General features: G+C 72.4%; 7 protein-coding genes. 3 read left to right on the top strand and 4 right to left on the bottom strand.

From position 1 onward, the window contains the following. Positions 1-13: 13 nt before the first annotated feature. Together HNR67_RS45935 and HNR67_RS31710 are read right to left on the bottom strand one after the other, a co-directional pair. Positions 14-11,452 carry a type I polyketide synthase gene (locus tag HNR67_RS45935; RefSeq protein ID WP_185005833.1) on the bottom strand — a complete coding sequence of 3,813 codons (11,439 nt, stop codon included), beginning with the start codon at positions 11,450-11,452 and terminating at the stop codon, positions 14-16. Further along, on the bottom strand, positions 11,449-17,439 hold the full coding sequence (locus HNR67_RS31710; RefSeq protein ID WP_281403263.1) for a type I polyketide synthase: 5,991 nt from the start codon (positions 17,437-17,439) through the stop codon (positions 11,449-11,451). Before HNR67_RS31710 ends, HNR67_RS45935 begins: the two co-directional genes overlap by 4 nt. A 133-nt stretch (positions 17,440-17,572) precedes the next feature. Here HNR67_RS31710 and HNR67_RS31715 point away from each other — a divergent pair, with 133 nt between their 5' ends. Further along, positions 17,573-18,973, top strand: coding sequence for a glycosyltransferase (locus HNR67_RS31715; RefSeq protein WP_185005835.1), 1,401 nt, complete (start codon positions 17,573-17,575; stop codon positions 18,971-18,973). Continuing rightward, a complete protein-coding gene (locus tag HNR67_RS31720; RefSeq protein ID WP_185005836.1) occupies positions 18,970-20,028 on the top strand; it encodes a DegT/DnrJ/EryC1/StrS family aminotransferase in 1,059 nt (352 codons plus the stop codon). Before HNR67_RS31715 ends, HNR67_RS31720 begins: the two co-directional genes overlap by 4 nt. Positions 20,029-20,087: 59 nt before the next feature. Here the strand turns inward: HNR67_RS31720 and HNR67_RS31725 are convergent, their stop codons facing one another. Then, entirely contained in the window at positions 20,088-20,468 is a 381-nt protein-coding gene (locus HNR67_RS31725; protein ID WP_185005837.1) for a tetratricopeptide repeat protein, read from the bottom strand. A gap of 21 nt (positions 20,469-20,489) precedes the next feature. Continuing rightward, the gene (locus HNR67_RS31730) at positions 20,490-21,047 is read right to left on the bottom strand and encodes a hypothetical protein (protein WP_185005838.1); all 558 of its coding nucleotides are present in this window, start codon (positions 21,045-21,047) and stop codon (positions 20,490-20,492) included. 65 nt (positions 21,048-21,112) lie between these two features. Here HNR67_RS31730 and HNR67_RS31735 point away from each other — a divergent pair, with 65 nt between their 5' ends. Further along, a complete protein-coding gene (locus HNR67_RS31735) occupies positions 21,113-22,285 on the top strand; it encodes a serine hydrolase domain-containing protein (protein ID WP_185005839.1) in 1,173 nt (390 codons plus the stop codon). Position 22,286 lies beyond the last annotated feature (1 nt).

Below are 22,286 nucleotides of genomic sequence, written 5' to 3' on the forward strand. Positions count from 1 at the left end.
GCTACAGAGCGTGTCATTCCTGCGGTGCAGCGAAGTTGTCGTCGATGAGGTCGAACAGTTCCTCCACCGACACCGAGTTGATGTCGTCTTCGGACGGTCCGTCCTCGCGCGGTTCGTCGTGCCGCAGTGCGGCGGCGAGTTCGTCCAGTCGGCGCAGCAGCACGGCCCGGTCGGCGCGGGCCGCGGCCGGGTCGCTGAGCGCGGTTTCCAGCTGTCCCAGCAGTTCCAGCGGTGATTCGACCTTGGCCGCGTCGGTCAGGTTGAACTCGGTGAGCAGATGCCCGACCAGTGCGTTGATCGTCGGGTAGTCGAAGACCAGGGTGGCGGGCAGTCGCCTGCCCACCGCCGAGCCGAGCTTGTTGCGCAGCTCGACCGCGGTGAGCGAGTCGAAGCCGAGGTCCTTGAACGTGCGGTCGGGGGCGACCGCGTCCGCGCCGCTGAAGCCGAGTACCGAGGCCACGTGTTCGCGGGCGATGGCGCCGAGCAGTTCCCGCCGGGCCTCAGGGCTCAGCGTGGCCAGCCTGGCTTCCAGGCCACCCGCGCCCGCACTGGTCTTGGCTGCGCTGCGACGGTCCTTTTTGGTCAGTTCGCGCAGTACCGCGGACAGGTCCGGGTCGGCGGCCAAGGCGTTGCGGTCCAGCACCAACGGCAGGGTGAGGGCCCGGTCGGTGGCGGCGGCCGCGTCGAACATGGCCAGGCCCTGGGCCACGGTGAAGGGCACGATCCCCTTGCGCCGCAACCGGTCGTGGTCGGCCGCGCTGAGGTGGCCGGTCATCCCGGTGGCCTGCGCCCAGGCGCCCCAGGCCAGCGAGACCGCGGCCAGGCCGTCGGCACGGCGTTGCTGGCAGAGCGCGTCCAGCCAGGCGTTGGCCGCGGCGTAGTTCGCCTGTCCTGCGGTGCCGAGCACGCCGGTGGCGGAGGAGAAGACCACGAACCCGGCCAGGTCGAGTTCGCGGGTGGCCTGGTGCAGGTGCCAGGCGGCGTCGACCTTGGGCCGCAGCACCCGATGCAGTTGCTCGGGGGTGAGGCTGTCCACGGTGGCGTCGTCGAGCACCCCGGCCGCGTGCACCACGGCGGTGAGCCCGCCGCGCGCGGTCAGGTCGGCGATGAGTGCTTGCACCGCAACGGGATCGCTGGTGTCGCAGGCGACGATCTCGGCGCGGGTGCCGGTGGCGGCGAGTTCCTCGGCGAGTTCGGTGGCGCCCTCGGCGTTGGCACCGCTGCGGCTGGCCAGGACCAGCCAGTCGAAGCCCTGGCTCGCCAGGTGCCGGGCGAGTTCGCGGCCGAGGCCGCCGGTGCCGCCGGTGATCAGCACCGCGCGGGTGGGGTCCCAGGTGCGCGGGATGGTGAGCACGAGTTTGCCAGTGTGCTTGGCCTGGCTCATGAACCGGAAGGCGTCCACCGCGCGGCGCAGATCCCAGGACCTGGTGGGCAGCGGGGTGATGGCGCCCTTCGCGAAGAGTTCGAGCAGCTCGTCGAGCATGCCGCGGGTGCGTTCCGGTCCGGCCTCGTCGACGTGGAATGCCTCGTAGACCACGCCGGGCCAGGGCTCGAGTTCGGCCGCGGTGCGCACGTCGTTGACGCCCATCTCGGCGAACCGGCCGCCGGGGGCGAGCAGGCCGAGCGAGGCGTCCACGAACTCATTCGCCAGGGAGTTGAGCACCACGTCCACGGTGGGGAACTGGGTGGCGAAGTCCAGGCTGCGGGTGGAGGCGATGTGGTCCTCGGGGATGCCGAGGCCGCGCAGGGTGTCCCACTTGGGTTCGCTGGCGGTGGCGTAGACCTCGGCGCCCAGGTGCTGGGCCAGCTGGATGGCGGCCATGCCGACGCCGCCGGTGCCGGCGTGGATGAGCACCTTCTCGCCGGGCTTGAGCGCGGCGATGTCGACCAGGCCGTAGTAGGCGGTGAGGAAGGCGGCGGGCACGCTGGCCGCCTCGACATCGGTCCAGGCGGCCGGGATCCGGGCCACGTGCCGGTGATCGACGACCACCATCGGCCCGAACCCGCCGTCGACCACGCCGAGCACCCGGTCACCGGGGGCCAGATCGTCAACGCCAGGACCGGTTTCCACCACCACGCCAACCGCTTCGGCGCCCATCTGCCCGGCCATGCCCTCGATCTGGTCGAGGACCTTGCCGTAGCCGAGGGTGCCGAGCACATCGCGGAAGTTGATGCCCGCGGCGCGGATGGCGACCCGCACCTTGCCCTCGGTGAGCGGGAGGTCGGCGGCGGTGGTCGGCACCAGGCCGAGGCCGTCCACCGAGCCGGGGTTGCGGGCGTCCATCCGCCAGTCCCGGCGGTGCACCGGGGCGAGCAGGGTGCTGGTGTCCGGGGCCAGGCGCGGCACGCAGACCTGGCCGTCGATGACGGCGAGCTGCGGTTCGGCGCCCTCGGCCAGGTGCGGCAGGGCCAGGATGGTGTCCTCAGTGGACTCGACGTCCAGGAGACCGAAGCGGCCAGGGTGTTCGGAGAGCGCGGTGCGCACCAGGCCCCAGGCGGTGGCGGCGGCCAGGTCCCGGCCGGAGCGCGCGCCCTGGGTGATCAGCACGAGCCGGGAGCCGTCGTACTGCTCGGCCAGCCACTGCTGCACCAGGGTCAGGGTCAGCTCGGCGGTGTCGTGCGCCGCACCGACCGGGTCCCCGGACACAGTGGACAGTTCGAAGAGGACGGTGGGCGGGATCTCGGCGAGTTCGGCCAGATCCGTCACGGTGACCAGGTCGGCCGGGTCGCTGCCCGCGGTGGTCAGCGGGGTCCAGTCCACTGTGTACAGCGAGACCGGCTCGTTGCTGGCGAGTGCTTCGCCGGAGGCGGCGCGCAGGCGCAGGGACTGGGTGCTGAACACGGGTGCGCCGGTCTCGTCGGCCACGGTGAGCGCGACCAGGCTGTCGTTGCCGTCCGCGCCGAGGTGGCGGAGCCGGGCACGCAGCGCGGTCGCGCCGGTGGCGTGCAGGTCGGCGTGCTCCCAGGCGAACGGGAGGGCACCGGCGGCGACCTCCTGGTCGGAGAGCAGCACGGTCTGCAGGGCCGCGTCCAGCAGCGCCGGGTGCAGGCCGAAGCCGGTGACGGACAGGCGTTCCGGCAGGGTGACCTCGGCGAGGACCTCGCCGTCGGCGTGCCAGGCGCGGGTGAGGCCGCGGAAGGCGGGGCCGTACTGGTAGCCGGAGTCGGCGGCCTGGTCGTAGAAGGCGGTCAGGTCGATCTCGACCGCGCCACGTGGCGGCCAGACCGCGTCGAAGTCCGGGGCCTGGTCGGGGGTTCCGGGGGCGAGCACGCCGGTGGCGTGCCGGGTCCAGGCGGCCTCGGCGGTGCGGGCGTGCACGGCCAGGGTGCGGCGGCCGTCCTCGTCGGGGGCCTCCACCTTGACCTGGATCTCGACCTCCCGACCGGTCGGGAGGACCAGGGGCGCGCCGAGGATCAGTTCCTCGACCCGGCCGCAGTCGACCTCATCGCCCGCGCGCACCGCGAGTTCGACGAACGCGGTGGCCGGCAGGATGGCGGTGCCGTTGACCTGGTGGTCGGACAGCCACTGCTGGTTGTCCCGGGACAGGCGGCCGGTGAGCAGCACACCCGAGCCGTCGCCCAGCGGCACCGCGGCGCCGAGCACCGGGTGGTTGGTGGCGGTCAGGCCGAACGCGGAGGCGTCGCCGGAGATCTTCGGCGCCGGCCAGAAGCGCTGGTGCTGGAACGGGTAGGTGGGCAGGTCGACGGAGCGCGCGCCGGTCCCGGCGAACCAGGCCGCCCAGTCCACCGCGCCACCGCGACTCCACCACTGGCCAACGGAGTCCAGCAGTCGCCGGGCGCCGCCCTCGCCACGCCGCAGCGAGCCGGTCACCACGCCCTCGACGCCCGCGGCGTCCAGGGTGGCCTCGATCTCGGCCACCAGCACCGGGTGCGGGCTGACCTCGACCACCCGGCGGTGCCCGGCCTCGATCAGCCGCTGCACCGAGCCGTGGAAGTCCACCCGCTGACGCAGGTTGCGGAACCAGTAGCCGCCGTCGAGATTGGCGGTGTCCAGCCAGTCGCCGGTGACGGTGGAGTAGAACGGGATCTCGCCGGTGCGCGGCCGGACCTCGGCGAGGACCTGGCCGAGTTCGGTTTCCAGGTCGGCGACGAAGTGCGAGTGCGAGGCGTAGTCCACCGCGATCCGCTTGACCCGCAGCTCCTCGGCCTCGCAACCGCGGACGAACTCCTCCAGCGCGGCGACCTCCCCGGAGACCACCACGGCGGCGGGCCCGTTCACGGCCGCGATCCCGACGCCTTCGCGGAGTCGCGCTTCGACCTCGGCGACGGGCAACGCCACCGAGGCCATGCCACCCCGCCCGGCCAGCAGCCGGGCGATCAACTGCGAGCGGCGGGCGACGACCAACGCGCCGTCCGGCAAGGACAATCCACCGGCGACCACGGCCGCGGCGACCTCGCCCTGCGAGTGGCCGACCACCGCGTCCGGCTGCACGCCGAGGGACTGCCAGACCGCGGCGAGGGAGACGTTCACCGCCCAGGTGACCGGCTGCACGACGTCGACGCGGGCGAGCAGTTCCTCGTCGGCGAGGGCGTCGGTCAGGTTCCAGTCCACGTGCGGGGCAAGGGCTTCGGCGCATTCGGCGAACCGGGCGGCGAAGACCGGGGATTCGTCGAGCAGCTCCCGGCCCATGCCCACCCACTGCGAGCCCTGGCCGGGGAAGACGAAGATCGAGCGGGCACCGGCACCCGGGGTGGGTGCGGTGCCGGATTCGGCGAAGGCACGGAGCGAGTCAGCGAGTTCGGCGGAGTTCCCGCCCACGACCACGGTGCGGACCGGGAGGGCGGCCCGGCCGGTGGCGAGGGAGAAGCCGACATTGGTGGGGCCATCGGCGAGCGCGTCGGCCAGCCGGGCGGCCTGCGCGCGCAGTGCCTCGGTCGACTTGGCCGAGAGCACCAGCGGCACCACACCGATTTCCGCAGCCCTACCGACCGGTTGGTCGGGGGCTTGTTCCAGGATCACGTGCGCGTTGGTCCCGCTGGCGCCGAAGGAGGAAACACCAGCCCGGCGGGGCCGGTCGGCCTCGGGCCAGGGCACCGTCTCGGTCAGCAGCTCGACCGAGCCAGCCGCCCAGTCCACGTGGCTGGTCCGGTCCGACACGTGCAGCGTCTTGGGTGCGGCGCCGTGTTCCATCGCCTGCACCATCTTGATCACGCCCGCCACACCGGCCGCGGCCTGGGTGTGGCCGAAGTTGGACTTGATCGAGCCGAGCAGCAGCGGGGTGGGCCGGGACTGGCCGTAGACGTCGACCAGGGCCTGGGCCTCGATCGGGTCGCCCAGGGTGGTGCCGGTGCCGTGGCCCTCGACCACGTCGACCTCGGCGGCGCTCACCCCGGCGTCGTGCAGGGCGGACAGGATCACCCGCTGCTGGGACGGGCCGTTCGGTGCGGTCAGGCCGTTGGACGCGCCGTCCTGGTTGACCGCGGTGCCACGCACGATCGCGCGCACCCGGTGGCCAAGTCGCACAGCGTCGGAAAGTCGTTCCAGGACAAGGACACCCACGCCCTCACCCCAGCCGGTGCCGTCAGCTGAGTCGGAGAAAGCCTTGCAGCGCCCGTCGATCGCGAGTCCGCCCTGGCGGGAGAACTCGACGAACAGGCTCGGCGTGGACAGCACGGTCACGCCGCCGACCAGGGCCAGGGAGCACTCCCCCGACCGCAGTGCCCGGGTGCCCAGGTGCAGGGCGACCAGCGAGGACGAGCACGCCGTGTCGACGGTGACCGCCGGGCCTTCCAGGCCGAGGGCGTAGGAGACCCGGCCGGAGGCGACGCTGGGTGCGCTGCCGGTGGACTGGAAGCCCTCGAACTCGCCGCCGCCCAACAGGGTCGCGTAGTCGCTGTACATGACACCGGCGAACACGCCGGTCTCACTCCCCTTCAGCGTGCCGGGGTCGATGCCCGCGTGTTCCAGGGCCTCCCAGGCGTTCTCCAGGAGCAGCCGGTGCTGGGCGTCGGTGGCCATGGCTTCGCGCGGGGACATGCCGAAGAAGGCCGCGTCGAAATCGCCCGCGCCGTAGAGGAAGCTGCCCAGGCGGGTGTGCGAGGTGCCCAGGCGGTCCGGGGTGGGGTCGAACAGGCGGGCGGTGTCCCAGCCACGGTCCAGGGGGAAGTCGGCGGTGGTGTCGGTGCCCGCGGCGACCAGGCGCCACAGGTCGGCTGGGCCTTCGATGCCGCCGGGGTAGCGGCAGGCCATGCCGACGATGACCACCGGGTCGTCGTCGGCGGCGGTCTGCGGGCGGGCGCTGGTGGTGGTGGCCGCGCGCGGGGTGAGTTCGAGGATGGCGGCGATCCGGCCGGCGATGGCCTCGGGGGTCGGGTAGTCGAAGGCGAGGGTGGAGGTCAGTGCGGCGCCGGTGGCGGCGGTGAGCCTGCGGCGCAGTTCCACCGCCATCAGCGAGTCCAGGCCGCGGGAGACCAGGGCCTCGTCGACGGGCACGCCGGACGGGTCGGTGATGCCGAGGACACCGGCGGCCTCGCGGACCACGATCGCGGTCAGTTCGGCGAGTTGCTTGTCCCTGGGCAGTGCGGCCAGGCGGTCCTTGAGCGTGCCGGGTTCGTCGGCGGTGCGGGCGGCGGCCTGGCGCGGGGCCAGCCGGACCAGGGTGCGCAGGACCGCGGACAGGTGGCCGCCCTGCTCGGCCTCCTGCCGCGGTCCGCGCAGATCGAGGCGGACCGGGGCGAGCGCGGACTCGGTCCGGCCGAGCGCGGTGTCCAGCAGGCCGAGCCCGTGCCGCAGCGGGAAGGCGACAATGCCCTGCCTGCGCATGCGGGCGAGTTCGGCGGTGCCGAGGTGGCCGGTCATGCCGTCCGCGTCGGGTTCCCACAGGCCCCAGGCGAGGCTGGTGGCGGGCAGTCCGGCGCGCTGGCGGCGGGCGGCGATCTCGTCGAGCACGGAGTTGGCGGCGGCGTAGGTGCTCTGCCCGGCCGTGCCGAGCACGCCGGCGGCCGAGGAGAACAGCACGAACGCGGCCAGTGGCGCGTCCCTGGTCAGCTCGCACAGGTGCAGTGCGCCGGAGACCTTGGCCGCGAAGACCTCGGCCAGGCGGGCGCCGTTCTGGTGCAGCAGCAGGCCGTCGTCCAGGACCCCGGCCAGGTGCACCACGGCGGTGAGCGGGGTGTCGATGGTGGCCAGCAGCGCAGCCACGGCGTCCCGGTCGGCGACGTCGCAGGCCACGATCCGGGCCTGGGCGCCGGCGGCGGCCAGGGTTTCAGCCAGTTCGGTCGCGCCGGGGGCGTCGGGGCCGCGGCGGGAGGTGAGCACCAGGTGGCGGACGCCGTGCGTGCGGACCAGGTGTTGTGCCACGGCCGCGCCGAGCTGGCCGGTGCCGCCGGTGATCAGCACGGTGCCGTCGGGGTCGAGCCGGACGGTCTCGTTGATCTCGTCGAACAGCCGGGCCAGGCGCGGGGTGTACAGGCCGTCCTCGCGGACCAGGACTTCGGGTTCGGGCAGGTCCAGTGCGGTTTCGGGCAGGGTGCGGGTGCCGACGTCGATCCAGCGCAGCACCCGGTCCGGGTGTTCGGCGCGGGCGGAGCGCAGCAGGCCGCGCACGGCCGCCCCGGCCAGTCCGCCGCCGCTGACCCAGACCAGCTCGGCCGCTGGCGCTTCGGTGAGGATGCGCTGGATCGCGGCCAGGGCTTCGGCCGCGGCCTCGGCGACCGGGAAGTCCTCCCGGCCGGTGGCGTCGATGATCACTCGCTCGATGTCGCCGGGCAGTTCGCCGAGCGGGAGCGTGCCGGTGAACGTGCTCGGCCGGGCGGCGGGCTCGGCCGGGAGGGCCACCCGCTGCTCCTCGATCCGGTAGAGGTCCTGGGTGCGTCCGGCCCCGGCCTGGATCTGCTCGGGCCGGGCGGTGCGCAGGTCCAGGCGCTGCACCCGGGCGACCGGCGCGCCGGTGGTGTCGGCCAGCCAGACGGAGAGGCGGCGGCCGTCGGAGGTGGCCTCGGCCTGTACCCGCACGCGCAGTTCGCTCGCGCCGGTGGCGAAGAGTTCGACGCCGGACCACTCGAAGGGCATCTGCACGTGGTCGGCGGTCTGGCCGCCGTCGGCGCAGGCCCGCATCACGTTCAGCGCGCCGTCCAGCAGCGCGGGGTGCAGCGCGTAGGGCTCGCCGTCCAGGTCGTCGGGCAGCCGCACGGTGCCGTAACCGATGCCGTCGCGCACCCAGAGTCCGGTGGTGGTCAGGAAGCCGGGGCCGTAGTCCACACCCTGGTCGGCGAAGCGGTCGTAGAGGCCGTCCAGCTCGACGGCTTCCGCGCCGGGCACCGGCCATTCGCGCAGTTCGGCGAATTCGGGGGCGTCGGTGGGGTCGGGGGCGGAGTCGAGTTCGCCCGCGGCGTGCAGGGTCCACTCGTGGTCCGCGCCGGAAGGGCGGCTGTGGATGGCGATCGGGTGGCGGCCGTCCACGGCGGGGCCGATGGCGACCTGGACGCGCACCGAGGAGGTCTCGGGCAGCATCATCGGCGCGATCATGACCAGGCTGTTCACCTGGGCCAGGCCGAGCCGGTGCGCGGCGGCGATGGCCAGCTCCATCAACCCGGTCCCGGCCAGCACGATGTGGCCGTGCACCACGTGATCACCCAGCCAGGGGTGCTCGGGCACGGAGAGCCGACCGGCCAGGACCTGGCCGAGGCCACCGGCCAGCGCGGGTTCGACGATCAGCCAGGGGTGGGTGAGCGGGGCGAGTTCCAGTGCGCCGTCGGCGCCGCGCGGGGTGACCCAGTAGCGGCTGTGCTGGAACGGGTAGGTGGGCAGGTCCACCGGGCGCAGGTCGGTACCGGCGAACACGGCCGGCCAGTCGACCTCGATGCCGTGCGCGTGTGCCTCGGCGAGTCCGGTGAGCACGGCCTCGGCCTCGGGCCGGTCGCGGCGCTGGGCGGCGACCACGGCGACCCGCTGGCGGGCGTCGGCCACGCAGTCGCCGACCATGGCCGCGCCGGAGCCGTCCGGGCCGAGTTCCAGGAACTTGGTGACCCCGGCCTCGAGCAGCGTGTCGACACCGGCGGCGAAGCGGACGGTGGAGCGGACGTGCGAGACCCAGTAACCGGGGTCGCAGACCTCGGCGCTGATCAGGCCGCCGGTGACGTTGGAGACCAGGCCGATCTCGGGTTCGCGTGCGGTGGCCCGTCCGGCGACCTCGGCGAACTCGGCCAGCATGGGTTCCATCAGCGGCGAGTGGTAGGCGTGCTCCATGACCAGGCGCTTGACCTCGCGGCCCTGGGCCAGCAGCGTGTCGGTGACTTCCTCGATGGCGGCGACGGTGCCGGAGAGGATGACCGAGTTGGGTCCGTTGACCAGTCCGGCGACCAGTTCGTGCTCGCGGTTTTCCAGCAGTGGCAACAGGTCCTGCTCGGAGGCGCGCACGGCGAGCATCGCGCCGCCGGGCGGCAGCGACTGCATGAGCAGACCGCGGGCGGCGACCAGGGAGCAGGCATCCGGCAGTGACCAGACCCCGGCGACGTGCGCGGCGGCGAGTTCGCCGGTGGAGTAGCCGAGCACGTAGTTCGGGGTGACACCCCAGGATTCGACCAGTCGGTAGAGGGCGACCTGGAAGGCGAACAGCGCGGGCTGGGTGAAGCCGATCTGGTTGAGCAGCTCGGCTTCCGGGGTGTCCTTGGCGGCGAAGGTGATCTCGCGCAGCGGGCGGGGCAGCAGCGGGTCGAGGTGTGCGCAGACCGCGTCGTAGGCGGCGGCGAAGGCCGGGAAGCGGCGGTACAGCTCGGCGCCCATGGCCGCGCGCTGGGCGCCCTGGCCGGGGAAGACGAAGGCGGTCTTGCCGGAGAGCGCGGATCCGGTGACCACGCCGGGAATCGACTCACCTGCGGCGATCGCGCGCAGTCCGGCGATCAGCTCGTCCGCCTCGGAGCCGATCACCGCGGCGCGGCGGGCCAGGCGGGCGCGGGTGGAGACCAAGGACCAGGCGACGTCGGCTGGGCGTTGTCCCGCAACGGCTTCGGCCAGGCTCTCGGCCTGGGCGCGCAACGCGGCTTCCGTGTGTCCAGAAAGGACCCACGGGACGATCGGGGCTTCGTCGACGGGCTCGGCGGCCGGAGCGGGCTCGGCGGTGGGGGCCTGTTCGACGATCATGTGCGCGTTGGTGCCGCTGATGCCGAAGGCGGAAATGCCTGCGCGGTAAGGACGATCGGCGGCTGGCAGCACCTGGTGTTCGGTGACCAGGTTGATCCCGCCGACCGACCAGTCGACCCGGCTGCTGGGTTCCTGGGCGTGCAGCGAGCGCGGGGCCTCGCCGCGGCGCAGCGCCTCCACGATCTTGATGAACCCGGCGACCCCGGCCGCGGCCTGGGTGTGGCCGAGGTTGGACTTGACGCCGCCGAGCAGGGCGGGGGTGCCACCGGCGCGGGCTTTGCCATAGGTGGCAAGCAAAGCGCGGGCTTCGATGGGGTCGCCGAGCCGGGTGCCGGTGCCGTGCGCTTCGAGGAGGTCGACCTCGGCGGCGTCCAGTTCGGCGTCGGCCAGTGCGGCGCGGATGACCCGCTGCTGGGCACTCGCGCTCGGTGCGGACAGACCGTTGGATGCGCCGTCGGAGTTGATCGCCGAGCCGCGGATGACCGCCAGAATCGGGCGGCCGGAAGCCAATGCGGCCGAGAGCGGCTGCAGCAGGACGAGTCCGCTGCCCTCGGAGAAGCCGGTGCCGTCGGCGTCCTCGCTGAACGCGCGGCAGCGCCCGTCCGGGGAGAGCCCGCCCTGGCGGCTGAACTCGACCAGCAGCTGCGGTCCGGCCATCACGGTCGCGCCACCGGCCAGCGCGAGAGAGCACTCCCCCGCACGCAACGCGCGCACCGCGCTGTGCAGGGCGACCAGCGAAGAAGAACACGCCGTGTCGACGGTGACCGCGGGGCCTTCCAGCCCGAGCACGTAAGAGATCCGGCCCGCGAGCACGCTGGCCGCGCCGCCGGTGAGGGCGTGGCCCTCGGAGTCGCCGCTGCCCTGGGTGAGTCCGGCGTAGTCCTGGCCGTTGGTGCCGATGTAGACGCCGACATCGCTGCCGCGCAAGGACTCCGGCACGATCCGGGCCCGTTCCAGTGCCTCCCAGGCGTTCTCCAGCAGCAGGCGCTGCTGCGGGTCCATGGCCAGGGCCTCGCGCGGGGAGATGCCGAAGAAGGCGGCGTCGAATTCGCCTGCCCCGTCCAGGAATCCGCCCGCTCGCGCGTACAGCGTGCCGGGGTTGTCCGGGTCCGGGTCGTACAGCGTCTCCAGGTCCCAGCCGCGGTCGCCGGGCAGCGGCCCGATGGCCTCCTCGCCCGCGGCCAGCAGGCGCCAGAGGTCCTCGGGCGAGCTGATGCCACCGGGGAACCGGCAGCTCATCGCGAGCACCGCGATCGGTTCGCTCGACCGGGCACGCTCCTCGCGGAGCGCGTTCAGTTCGCTGGTGGCCCGCTTGAGGTACTCACGCAGCTTCTGCTCGGTCGCCGTCACGTGTTCCTCCGGCTCATGGTGATGCTGTCGATGAGGTCGAACAGTTCGTCGTCGGAGACGTCCTCCATCGGCGCGGCGGCTTCTTCCGCCACTGCCGGGACGTCCTCGGACGAATCGAGGTCGAGCTGGGCTAACAGGTGTTGTGCCACCGCGGCCGGGGTGGGCTCCTCGAAGACCAGGGTCACCGGCAGTCGCAGACCCGCTTCCGCGCTGATCCGCTTGCTCAGGTCGGCCCCGGTCACCGAGTCGATGCCCAGGTCACGGAAGGTGCTGGTCTCCTCCGGCCGGTCGCCGCGCCGGTAGCCGAGCACGGTGGCGGTGTGCCGCAGCACCACGTCCAGCACCAGTTCGGGGCGGCGGCGGGCGGGCAGCGCGGCCAACCGTTCGGTCAGGCCCTGCTCGGCCACCGCTTCGGCGGGGGCGGTGCGGCGGGCGTCGGGCAGGTCGGCCAGCAACGCGCTGGGGCGCAACGCGGTGAGGGTCGGGGTGAAGCGGTCCCAGTTGATGTCGGCGACCAGCTGGGTGGCGCGGCCGCCGTCGATGGCCTCCTGCAGGGCGCGCAGGGCCAGGTCCGGGTCCATGCAGTTGATGCCGTGCCGTTCCAGGGTGGGGCGCACCGCGGAGGTGGCCATGCCCTCGCCGTCCCAGGCGCCGAAGGCGACCGAGGTGGCGGGCAGGCCCTGGGCGCGGCGCAGTTCGGCGAGCGCGTCCAGGCCGGCGTTGGCCGGGGCGTAGTTGCCCTGGCCGGGAATGCCCACGGTGGCGCCGATGGTGGAGAAGAGCACGAACGCGGACAGGTTCATCCCTGCGGTCTGCTCGTGCAGGTTCCAGGCGCCGGCGATCTTGGCCCGCTGGGCCACCGCGACCTGTTCCAGGTGCAGGGCGTGCAGGGGCGCGTCGGCCAGCACGGCGGCGGTGTGCACCACCGCGTCGAGGTCGCCGATCCGGTCCAGCAGGGTGCGCAGCTGGACCCGGTCGGCCACGTCGCAGGCCTCGATCCGGGTGTGCACACCGCGGGCGGTGAGTTCGGCACGCAGTTCGGCCGCGCCGGGTGCGGCCGGGCCGCGGCGGCTGACCAGCACGATCCGCTCGGCGCCGCGCTCGGCCAGCCAGCGGGCCACGTGGCCGCCGAGCGCGCCGGTGCCGCCGGTGACCAGCACGGTGCCGCGCGGCCGCCAGTCGGCGTTGTCGGTGCGCTGGACGGCAGGCCGGACCAGGCGGCAGGCCAAAGTTCCGAAGGGGCGCAACGCGAGCTGGTCCTCGCCGTCGCCGCGGGTGAGCGCGGCGGCGAGCTGCCGCCAGCTGCCCTCGCGGGGCAGCGCGGGCACGTCGATGAGGCCGCCCCAGCGGTCGTGGTGCTCGTGTCCGGCGACCCGGCCAAGGCCCCAGATCATCCGCTGCTCGGGGCGGACCTCGTGGTCGCCGGGGTCGGTGATCATCGCGCCGCTGGTCACGCACCACAGCGGCGCGCTGATCCCGGCGTCACCGAGGGCCTGCACGGCCAGCAAAGTGGCCGCGTATCCGGCGGGCACGCCGGGGTGGTCGATCCGGTCGCCGGGGATGAGCGCGAGCAGGCTGAGCACGCCGCTGAGGTCCGCGCCGAGGGCGGATTCGCAGACCGCGGAGAGGGTTTCCCGGCTGGGGTGGTGCTCGCATTCCAGGGTGATCAGCCGCATTCCTTGCTGGGCAAGGACGTCGACGGCTTCCACCCAGGGGCCCTCGCCCTTGGGGGTGAGCACCAGCCAGGTACCGGTGGCGGGGCGGGCGGTGGGTTCGGCGACCGAGCGCCAGGCGGTGGCGTAGCGCCAGTTGCCGATCAGGCTGGCCGCGTTCTCCCTGCGGTGCCAGCCCGCGAGGGCGGCGACGAGTTCGGGCAGGGTGGCCGCGGGTGAGACAGCGAGGAGGCTCTGCAGGCCGTCGAGATCGGCCTGTTGCACCAGGTTCCAGAAGGATTCGGCGGGCTGGGCGGCGGCCGGGGTGACCGCGGGGGTGCTCTCCAGCCAGTAGCGCTGGTGCTGGAAGCGGTAGGCGGGCAGGTCTACCAAACGGGCGGTCGGCAGCTGCCAGTCCACCGGCAGGCCGTGCGCCTGGGCGTGGGCGAGCGCGGTGAGGAACCGGCGGCGGCCACCGTCGTCGCGGCGCAGGCTGCCGAAGGCGACCGCGTCGGGGCTGGCGTCCTGGATGCCCATGGTGAGCACCGGGTGCGGGCTGACCTCGATGAAGATCCGGTGCCCTGCCTCGATCAGTGCGGCGATGGTGGCCTCGAACTCCACGGTGGAGCGGAGGTTGTCGTACCAGTACTGGGCGTTGAGGCCGCGGGTGTCCAGGGCCTCGCCGGTGACGGTGGAGTAGAAGGCGGCCTGGGCCTTGCGCGGCCGGATCGGGGCCAGGTCTTCGAGAAGTTCGTCCACAATGGACTCGACGTGTGCGGAGTGCGAGGCGTAGTCCACCGGCAGCCGCCGGGCGCGCACGCCGTCGGCTTCGAGCTGGGTGATGAATTCGGCCAGGGCCTCCGGGTCGCCGGAGACCACGGTGGAGCCGGGTCCGTTGGCGGCGGCCAGGGAGATCCGGCCGTCCCATTCCTCAAGGCGGGCAACGGCTTCGGACCGGGAGAGCATGGTGGAGACCATGCCGCCGCGACCGGCCAGGGTGCGTGCGATGGCCTGGGAGCGCAGGGCGACGATCCGCGCGCCGTCTTCCAGGCTGAGTGCACCGACCGCGCAGGCGGCGGCGATCTCGCCCTGGGAGTGGCCGACCACCGCGGCCGGGCGCACGCCGTGCGCGGCCCAGAGTGCGGCCAGCGAGACCATCACGGCCCACAGTGCGGGCTGGACCACGTCGACCCGGCGCAGTGCGTCCTCGTCGGCGAGGGCCTCGGTCAAAGTCCAGTCGGTGTAGGGCTTGAGGGCTTGCTGGCAGTCGGCGAGGGCGGCGGCGAAGGCCGGGGCGCTGTCCAGGAGGTCCAGGGCCATGCCAGCCCACTGCGAGCCCTGGCCGGGGAAGACCAGCACGGGGCCGGGCTGGTCCTTGGCCCGGCCCAGGACCAGCCCGGGTGCTTCCTCGCCTGCGGCCAGCGCGGCGAGTCCGTCGAGGAGTTCCTGGCGGTCGCCGACGAGCACCGCACGGTGCTCGAAGGCGGTGCGGGTGGTGGCCAGGGAGTGGCCGAGGTCGGCGATCCGCAGGCCGGGGGTGGCGGTGACGTGCGTGCGCAGGGCTTCGGCCTGAGCGCGCAGGGCGGGGGCGGACTGGGCGGACAGCGGCCAGGCCACCGGTTCACCGGAGTCGGCGCCGCCGCCGACGGCGGTCCAGTCGACGTCCACGCCGTCTGTCCACAGTAGACCGATGAGGTCTTCCAGGGTTTCCGGTGCGGGGCGGTCCCGGCGGCAGGTCCAGAAGACCTCGGTGCCAAGGGTTTTGGCGACCGCGAAGCGCAGCACCGGGTGCGGGCCGATCTCCACCACCCGGCTGCCTTCCGGCAGCGCGCGTACGGCCTTGACCAGGCGCATGGGCTCGCACATGTTGCGGGCCCAGTAGGCCGCATCCAGGGCGGTCCCGGCGAGTTCGGCGCCGGTGACGGTGGAGATGAAGGGGATCGTGGTCTCGGCCGGGGTGAGGTCGCCGAGCAGGGTGATCAGTTCGGCGGCGAGGGGGCTGAGTTCGCGGCTGTGTGAGGGGTAGTCGATGGCCACCCTGGCGGTGAAGATCCCGGCCTCGCCGAGTTCCTGTTCGGCGGCGGCGATGGCGGCGGTGTTGCCGGACAGGGCGACCTGGCCCGGCGACAGCTCTCCGGCCAGGGTGAGCCGGTCGCCGAAGCGGTGTTCGGCCTCGGCCACGTCCAGGTCGCAGACCAGCACGGTGCCGGTGCCCGAGGCGCGTTCGCCGACCAGGCGGGACCAGAGTCCGATCACCTGGGCGCCCTGGGCGGTGGTGAGCGCACCGGCGGCGACCGCGGCGGCCACCTCGCCGACGCTCTGGCCGAAGACCGCCGCGGGCCGGACACCCCAGGCGGCCAGGGTACGGAAGAGCGCGACCTGCACCGCGAACAGTGCGGGCTGCACCACCTCGACCCTTTCCAGGGGCCGGGCGGAGGTCAGGTCGGCCAGCACGGAGCGGCCGAGCACCGGCGTCAGGTGAGCGTCTACTTCGGACAGTGCGGCGCGGAACTCGGGCTGGTTCAGTAGATCCCGGCCCATGCCGGTCCACTGGCTGCCGTGTCCGGAGAAGCCGAAGACCAGCGGTGAGCCGGTGGATTCGCCGACAGTGGCGCGGGCGAGCAGGTCGGCCAGGTCGCCGGGCCGGTCGAGTGCGGCGAAGGCGCGGTGCGAGCCGGATCCGTTGTGCAGCACCGAAGTCGCCGCGCCGCGGGCGGTGTCGGCGATGTCCCGCCACAGCTGTTCGGCGGAGTCCGAGGCCAGCGCGACCAGGTTCCGGCGGCGGGCGGGCGGCTGGGCCAGGGCGAGGTGCACGTTGGTGCCGCCGAAGCCGAAGCCGGAAACCCCGGCGTAGCGCGGGCCCTCGGGCCAGGCACTGCGGTCGGTGACCACCTGGAGGCGTTCGGCGGCGAAGTCGATGGCCGGGTTGGGGGCCTCGAAGTGCAGGCTCGCGGGAAGTTCGCCGTGGTGCAGCGAGAGCGCGGTCTTGAGCAGGCCGAGCACCCCGGCGGCCGGTTCGAGGTGGCCGAAGTTGGTCTTGGCCGAGCCGATCCGCAGTGGCTCCACCCGGTCCGGGGCGAAGACCTCGCCGAGCGCGGATGCCTCGATCACGTCGCCGAGCTTGGTGCCGGTGCCGTGAGCCTCCACATAGGACACCTGGGCGGGCGCGATGCCCGCGGACTGCCAGGCCGAGCGCAGCACGTCGGTCTGTGCCTCGGGGTTGGGCGCGGTCAGGCCGTTGGAGGCGCCGTCGTTGTTCATCGCGCTGCCCAGCAGCACCGCGTAGATCCGGTCGCCCTCGCGCAGTGCGTCGGAAAGCCTGCGCAGCACCACGATCCCGCAGCCCTCGCTGCGCACGTAGCCGTTGGCGCCGGCGTCGAAGGCCCGGCACTGGGCGTCCGGGTTGACCCCGCCGAACTTGGTCATCGCGACCGTGGTGTGCGGGGTGAGCATCAGGTTGACGCCACCGGCCAGGGCCAGGTCGGACTCGCCGCGGCGCAGGCTGTGCGCGGCCAGGTGCACCGCCGCGAGGGAGGAGCTGCACGCGGAGCCGACGGAGAGCGCGGGGCCCTGCAGGCCGAGGGCGTAGGCGACCCTGGCAGGCACGATCGAGGTGTCCCAGCCGACCGCGGAGTGCGAGGCGGTCGCGTTCGGGTCGGCGCCGGTGGCGAGCTGGTACTCCTGCCACATGGTGCCCAGGAACACCCCGGTCCGGGTGCCGGTCAGGCCGGCCGGCACGATCCGCGCGTCCTCCAGCGCGGACCAGGCCACCTCCAGGGTGATCCGCTGCTGCGGGTCGGTGTGCTCGGCTTCCGCGGGTGACATGCGGAAGAAGGCCGCGTCGAACCCGGCGATGTCGTCCAGGAACCCGCCGCGGCGGGTGGTCATCTTGCCGGGCTGGGCCACGTCCTGGTCGAACCAGGCGTCGGCGTTCCAGCGGTCGGCCGGGACCGGCCCGATCGCGTCCACCTCGCCGAGCAGCGCGTCCCAGAGCTGGCCGGGCGAGCCGATGCCGCCGGGCAGGCGGCAGCCGAGTCCGACGATCGCGATCGGCTCATCCCGAATCGTGGGAGTTGCCTGCACCGCCGCTGGGGCCGGGGCCCCGTCCAGGAAGGCGGTCAGCGCGGCCACCGTGGGGTGCCGGTAGGGCGCCCAGGCGGGCACCGGCCGCCCCAGCAGGCGGGACAGCTCCTCGGTCAGGCCGGTCAGACCGGCCGAGTCCAGTCCCAGCTCACGCAGTGCCACCTCGGCAGGAACGGCCTCCACGGCCATCCCTAGCCGCGTGGCCGCGGCAGCGCGCACGTGTGCCAAGCATGTATCGGCCTCACTTCGCATCCCGACCACCTTGCCGCCGTTTCCCAGGGGATTCCCGGAGCGACGTTACAAACGGCCAACTGCGGATTCCCCCAGACACGGGCGGGCGCAATCTCTAGCAGTTTCCGGGATGCGCGGGCTTCACCCTGTTCGCATGGCAGAGGTCGCTGACCGAACGCGTAAGCCCATCATGCTGGTCAGCCTGCCGGCGGCGGGCCTGGCCAACCCGATGCTGGTGCTGGCAGGCGAGCTGGCCCGGCGCGGTGTGCAGGACGTGATCTTCGCCAGCGACGAGGTCCGGCGGGCCGACGTCGAGGCGCTGACCGCGGCCAGCAAGATCGAGTTCGTCTCGCTCGGCGAGCAGGTCCCGGAACTTTCTCCCACCACGTGGGACGAGCCCACCTACCAAGCGGTCACTCAACGCTCGCGGTTCGGCGCCTTCCGCGCGCTGATGCGGCACAACTTCAAGCCCGAGATCACCGTGGACAAGCACAAGCTGCTGGAAGCCGCGGTGGAGGAGCACCAGCCCGCGCTGATGGTGATCGACGTGATGTGCCGGTTCGCGCTGGACGTGGCCATCACCAAGGGCATCCCGTACGTGCTGAGCTGCCCGTTCGTGGCCAGCAACATCGTCAGCCGGACCACCCCGTTCGGCAAGTCCTACACCCCCGATGACTTCCCGACCCCTCGGTCGGCACTGCCGTACCCCATGTCGGCCGGACAGAAGCTGCGCAACAAGCTCTTCCAGCTGCGCACCCTGGCCCTGTTCCTCACCCCCGCCATGGGCAAACGGGTGCAGGCCGCGGCCAAGATCGGCCAGGAGCTGGGCGTTTCCCCGGAGGCCCGCAAGCCACTGGCCGGGTTCGAGCGGGCGGAGAAGGTGCTCTGCTACTCCCTGCCCGACCTGGACTACCCCTTCGACGTGCCGGCGAAGTTCAGCTTCGTCGGCGCCATGGTGCCGCCGCTGCCCCAGGCCCCCGCGGACGAACTGACCGACTGGTTGGACGGCCACCAGAACGTCGTCTACATGGGCTTCGGCACCATCACCCGGCTCACCAAGAGTGACGTGGCCGCCCTGGTCGAGGTCGCCCGCCGGGTCGAGGGCAAGGCCCACGTCCTGTGGTCGCTACCGAAGTCCCAACAGCCACTGCTACCCGCCGACCTACCCGCCAACCTGCGCGTCGAGGGCTGGGTGCCCTCGCAGCTGGACGTGCTGGCGCACCCGAGTGTGCGGGTCTTCGTCAACCATGGCGGCGGCAACGCCTTCCACGAGAGCGTCTACTTCGGCAAGCCGCAGGTGGTCCGGCCGCTGTGGGTGGACTGCTACGACCAGGCGGTCCGGGTGCAGAGCATGGGCCTCGGCCTGACCGTGGACCGCCCCGCCGCGATCAACGCCGACGACCTGACCGGCAAGCTGCTCCCGGTGCTGGGCCAGAAGACCTACGCCGAAGCCTCCCAGCGATTCGCCGCTGCGATGACCAAGGCCGGCGGGCGCACCGCCGCCGCGGATCTGCTCCTGTCCCTCCCGCAACTCACCGAGACGAGCAACTCATGAGCTACCGGTACCCCGTCTCCATGCCGACCCTGGCAGGTCGCGAACTCGAGTACGTCACGGCCGGTATCCAGCAGGGCTGGATCTCCTCGCTCGGCCCGCACGTGCGCAAGTTCGAGGAGGCTTTCGCCAACTACAACCAGATGTCGCACGGCGTGGCCTGTTCCTCCGGCACCGCGGCACTGACCCTGGCCATGCGCGCCATCGGCGTCGGCCCCGGCGACGAGGTGATCGTCCCCGAGTTCACCATGATCGCCTCGGCCTGGTCGGTCACCTACACCGGCGCCACCCCGGTCTTCGTCGACTGCGGCGACGACCTCAACATCGACGTCAGCAAGATCGAGGAGAAGATCACCCCGCGCACCAAGGCGATCATGCCGGTGCACATCTACGGCCGCCGCTGCGACATGGACCCCATCATGGAGCTGGCGCACGAGTACAACCTCAAGGTGGTCGAGGACTCAGCCGAGTCCCACGGCGTCCGCCCGGTCGCCCACATCGCCGCGTTCTCCCTGTACGCCAACAAAATCATCACCTCCGGCGAGGGCGGCGTCTGCGTCACCAACGACCCCGTCCTGGACGCCCAGATGCGCCACCTGCGCGGCATGGCCTTCTCCCCCGACCACAGCTTCCTGCACCGCAAGCTCGGCTACAACTTCCGGATGACCGACATGCAGGCCGCGGTCGCCCTCGCCCAGACCGAGCAGTTGGACGAGTTCCTGGCCGCCCGCAAGGAGATCGAGCGCCGCTACGACGAGGGCCTGGCCGACATCAAGGGCGTCACGGTGATGCCGCCGCGCGATGTGCTGTGGATGTACGACGTGCTGGCCGAGGACCGCGAGGCGCTGCGGGCGCACCTGAAGACCGAGGGGATCGAGACCCGGCGGTTCTTCAAGCCGATGAGCCAGCAGCCGGGGTACTTCGACGCTTCGTGGACGAGTCTGAACGCGGCCAAGTACGCGGCTTCCGGGTTCTATCTGCCGACGTATGTCGGGTTGACGGCGGAGGATCAGGACTACATCGTGGCCAAGGTGCGGGACTTCTACCGCGGCCGGTGAGCTGATCGGTTCCCGGAACCCGGGCGGCATCCCACGGCACTGGGGTGTCGCCCGGGTTTTTACCTGGGCGGGACGCGACGTTGCCAGTGGGCGAGGTGCTTGCGAGTGAGAGCAGTGCTGGGGTGCTCAGGCCCCAGAATGCGGCCCCGGTCAACAAGAAGCTGTTCGAACGCGGCCACTGCTCCTGCTGGGTCACCCACCTGACCTCGCGACATAGCGAGGTTGGCGCGGACTTTCAGCGTGTCGGGATGGTCCGGTCCCAGGATGCGAAGCTGGTCGGCCAGCAGCTGTTCGCAGGCAGCCACCGCACCCGCGGGATCACCTGAATCGCCCCGCCAGGCGGCAAGATTGCCACGATTGATGAGCGTGTCGGAATGATCGGCCCCCAGGAGTCGGAGCTGATCGGTGAGCAGTTGTTCGGCTCCCGCGATCGCCCCCACGAAGTCCCCTACCGCCGCCTGTCAGAAGGCAAGGTCAGCACGACGGGCAAGGGTGGCGGGAGCATCCGGCCCCAGCACCCGCACCATCTGAGCGACCAGCAGCCGACAGGCGGCGACCGCTCCCGCGGGGTCGCCCGCGTACCCCCGCCAGGAGGCCAGCGTGGCCTGGCTGTCCAGTGTGTCGGGGTGATCGGGACCGAGGATCCGGAGCTGATCCGTGAGGAGCTGCTCGTTGGCGGCGGCAGCGGCCGCGTGGTCGCCGGCATAGGCGGAGATGATCGCCTCCCGCGAGGCCGCGGTGACCCAGATCAGCACGTCGAGTTCACCGGCCTGCCAGCGGGTGCGGGCGTGCTCGGCGGCCAGCTGGGTCTTGCCCACCCCGCCCAGTCCGGACACGACGGTCGTGCTCGCCTCGGCCAGCTCCTGGGCCACCGCTCGCGGCTGGAACGCCCCGGCCCGCGGTGGCAGGCCGCCGAACATCCACGGCCGACCCACCCGAGGCGGCGAGGACAGGTGGACGGCATCGATGTGCCTGGCCAACCCCAGGCCGGACCGCACCCGCCCCACCAGCGCTCTCACCCGGATTTCACCCCCCGCTGCCACGCTCCGCCGGTAGGACGAAGGCTACGGAGGAGGAGTACTTCGTGATCACAATCAGCGGTCGCCGGCTGGGGGCCGTCGCCCTCACCGCGACCCTCGCCGCCGGACTGCTCGCCACGGGCGGCACCGCCCAGGCGGCGGGCGAGCACGCCGACACCCAGGCAGCGCTCAACGGCTACCAGTCGCACGCCGGGCCGGGGGCGGCGGTGTACGCGGGAAATGCCAACGGTTCCTGGCACCTGACCGCGGGCAGTGCCTCGATCAGCGCGGCGCGGCCGATCAAGTCCGATGAGCACTTCCGGATCGCCAGTCAGACCAAGACCTTCACCGCCGCCGTGGTGTTGCAGCTCGTTGACGAGGGCCGGGTCGAGCTGGACGCGCCAGTCGAGCGGTACCTGCCGGGTGTGTTGCAGGGCAACGGTTATGACGGCAATCGGATCACTGTCCGGCAGGTTCTCCAGCACACCTCGGGCATTCCCGACCTCAACGTGCTGGACTTCGCGCCCAAGGCGGCGGGGCTGCTCAAGCCGGATGGCAGTGTGGATCCGCGCAGCCTGGTCAAGCTGGCGTTGCAGACCTACCCGCCCGCGTCCGCGCCAGGGGTCCAGGTGCTCTACAGCAATCTGGGGTACATGGTGAACGGGTTGCTGGTCGAGCAGGTGACCGGGGTTTCCATGCGGGAGGCCGTCACCAGCCGGATCATCAACCGGCTCGGGCTGACCAGGACCGCCTACTCGGCCGCGGGCGACCGGACGTTGCCCGCCCCGTTCATCCCCGGCTACCGCGGTGTCCGGTTCGGGCCGGTGCAGTTCTGGACCGAGACGACCACGATGCCGGTCGGCGCCGAGCCTTCGCTGTCCAGTGCCGCGGGCGCGATGGTGTCGAGCCTGGCGGACATGGCCAAGTTCTACCGGGCGTTGCTGGCCGGGCAGGTCGTCTCGCCCGCCGCGCTCACCGAGATGCGCAAGATCGCGACCATCGCCAACCCCGCTGATCCGCGCTGGCTGGGGGTTGGACTCGGGTTGCAGCTGATCTCGTTGTCCTGTGGTGGACAGGCCTGGTTCCACAACGGGTACGGCTTCTCCGGCTACACCTCGATCACCGCGGCGACCGAGGACGGGCGGTACGCCTCGATGATGACCAACGCGTGGGAGTTCACCTCGATCAAGCCCACGCCGGTGGACGTGATCGAGTCCGCCCTCTGCGGCAGCAGGTAAC

Source organism: Crossiella cryophila (genome assembly GCF_014204915.1).
GTDB lineage: Bacteria > Actinomycetota > Actinomycetes > Mycobacteriales > Pseudonocardiaceae > Crossiella > Crossiella cryophila.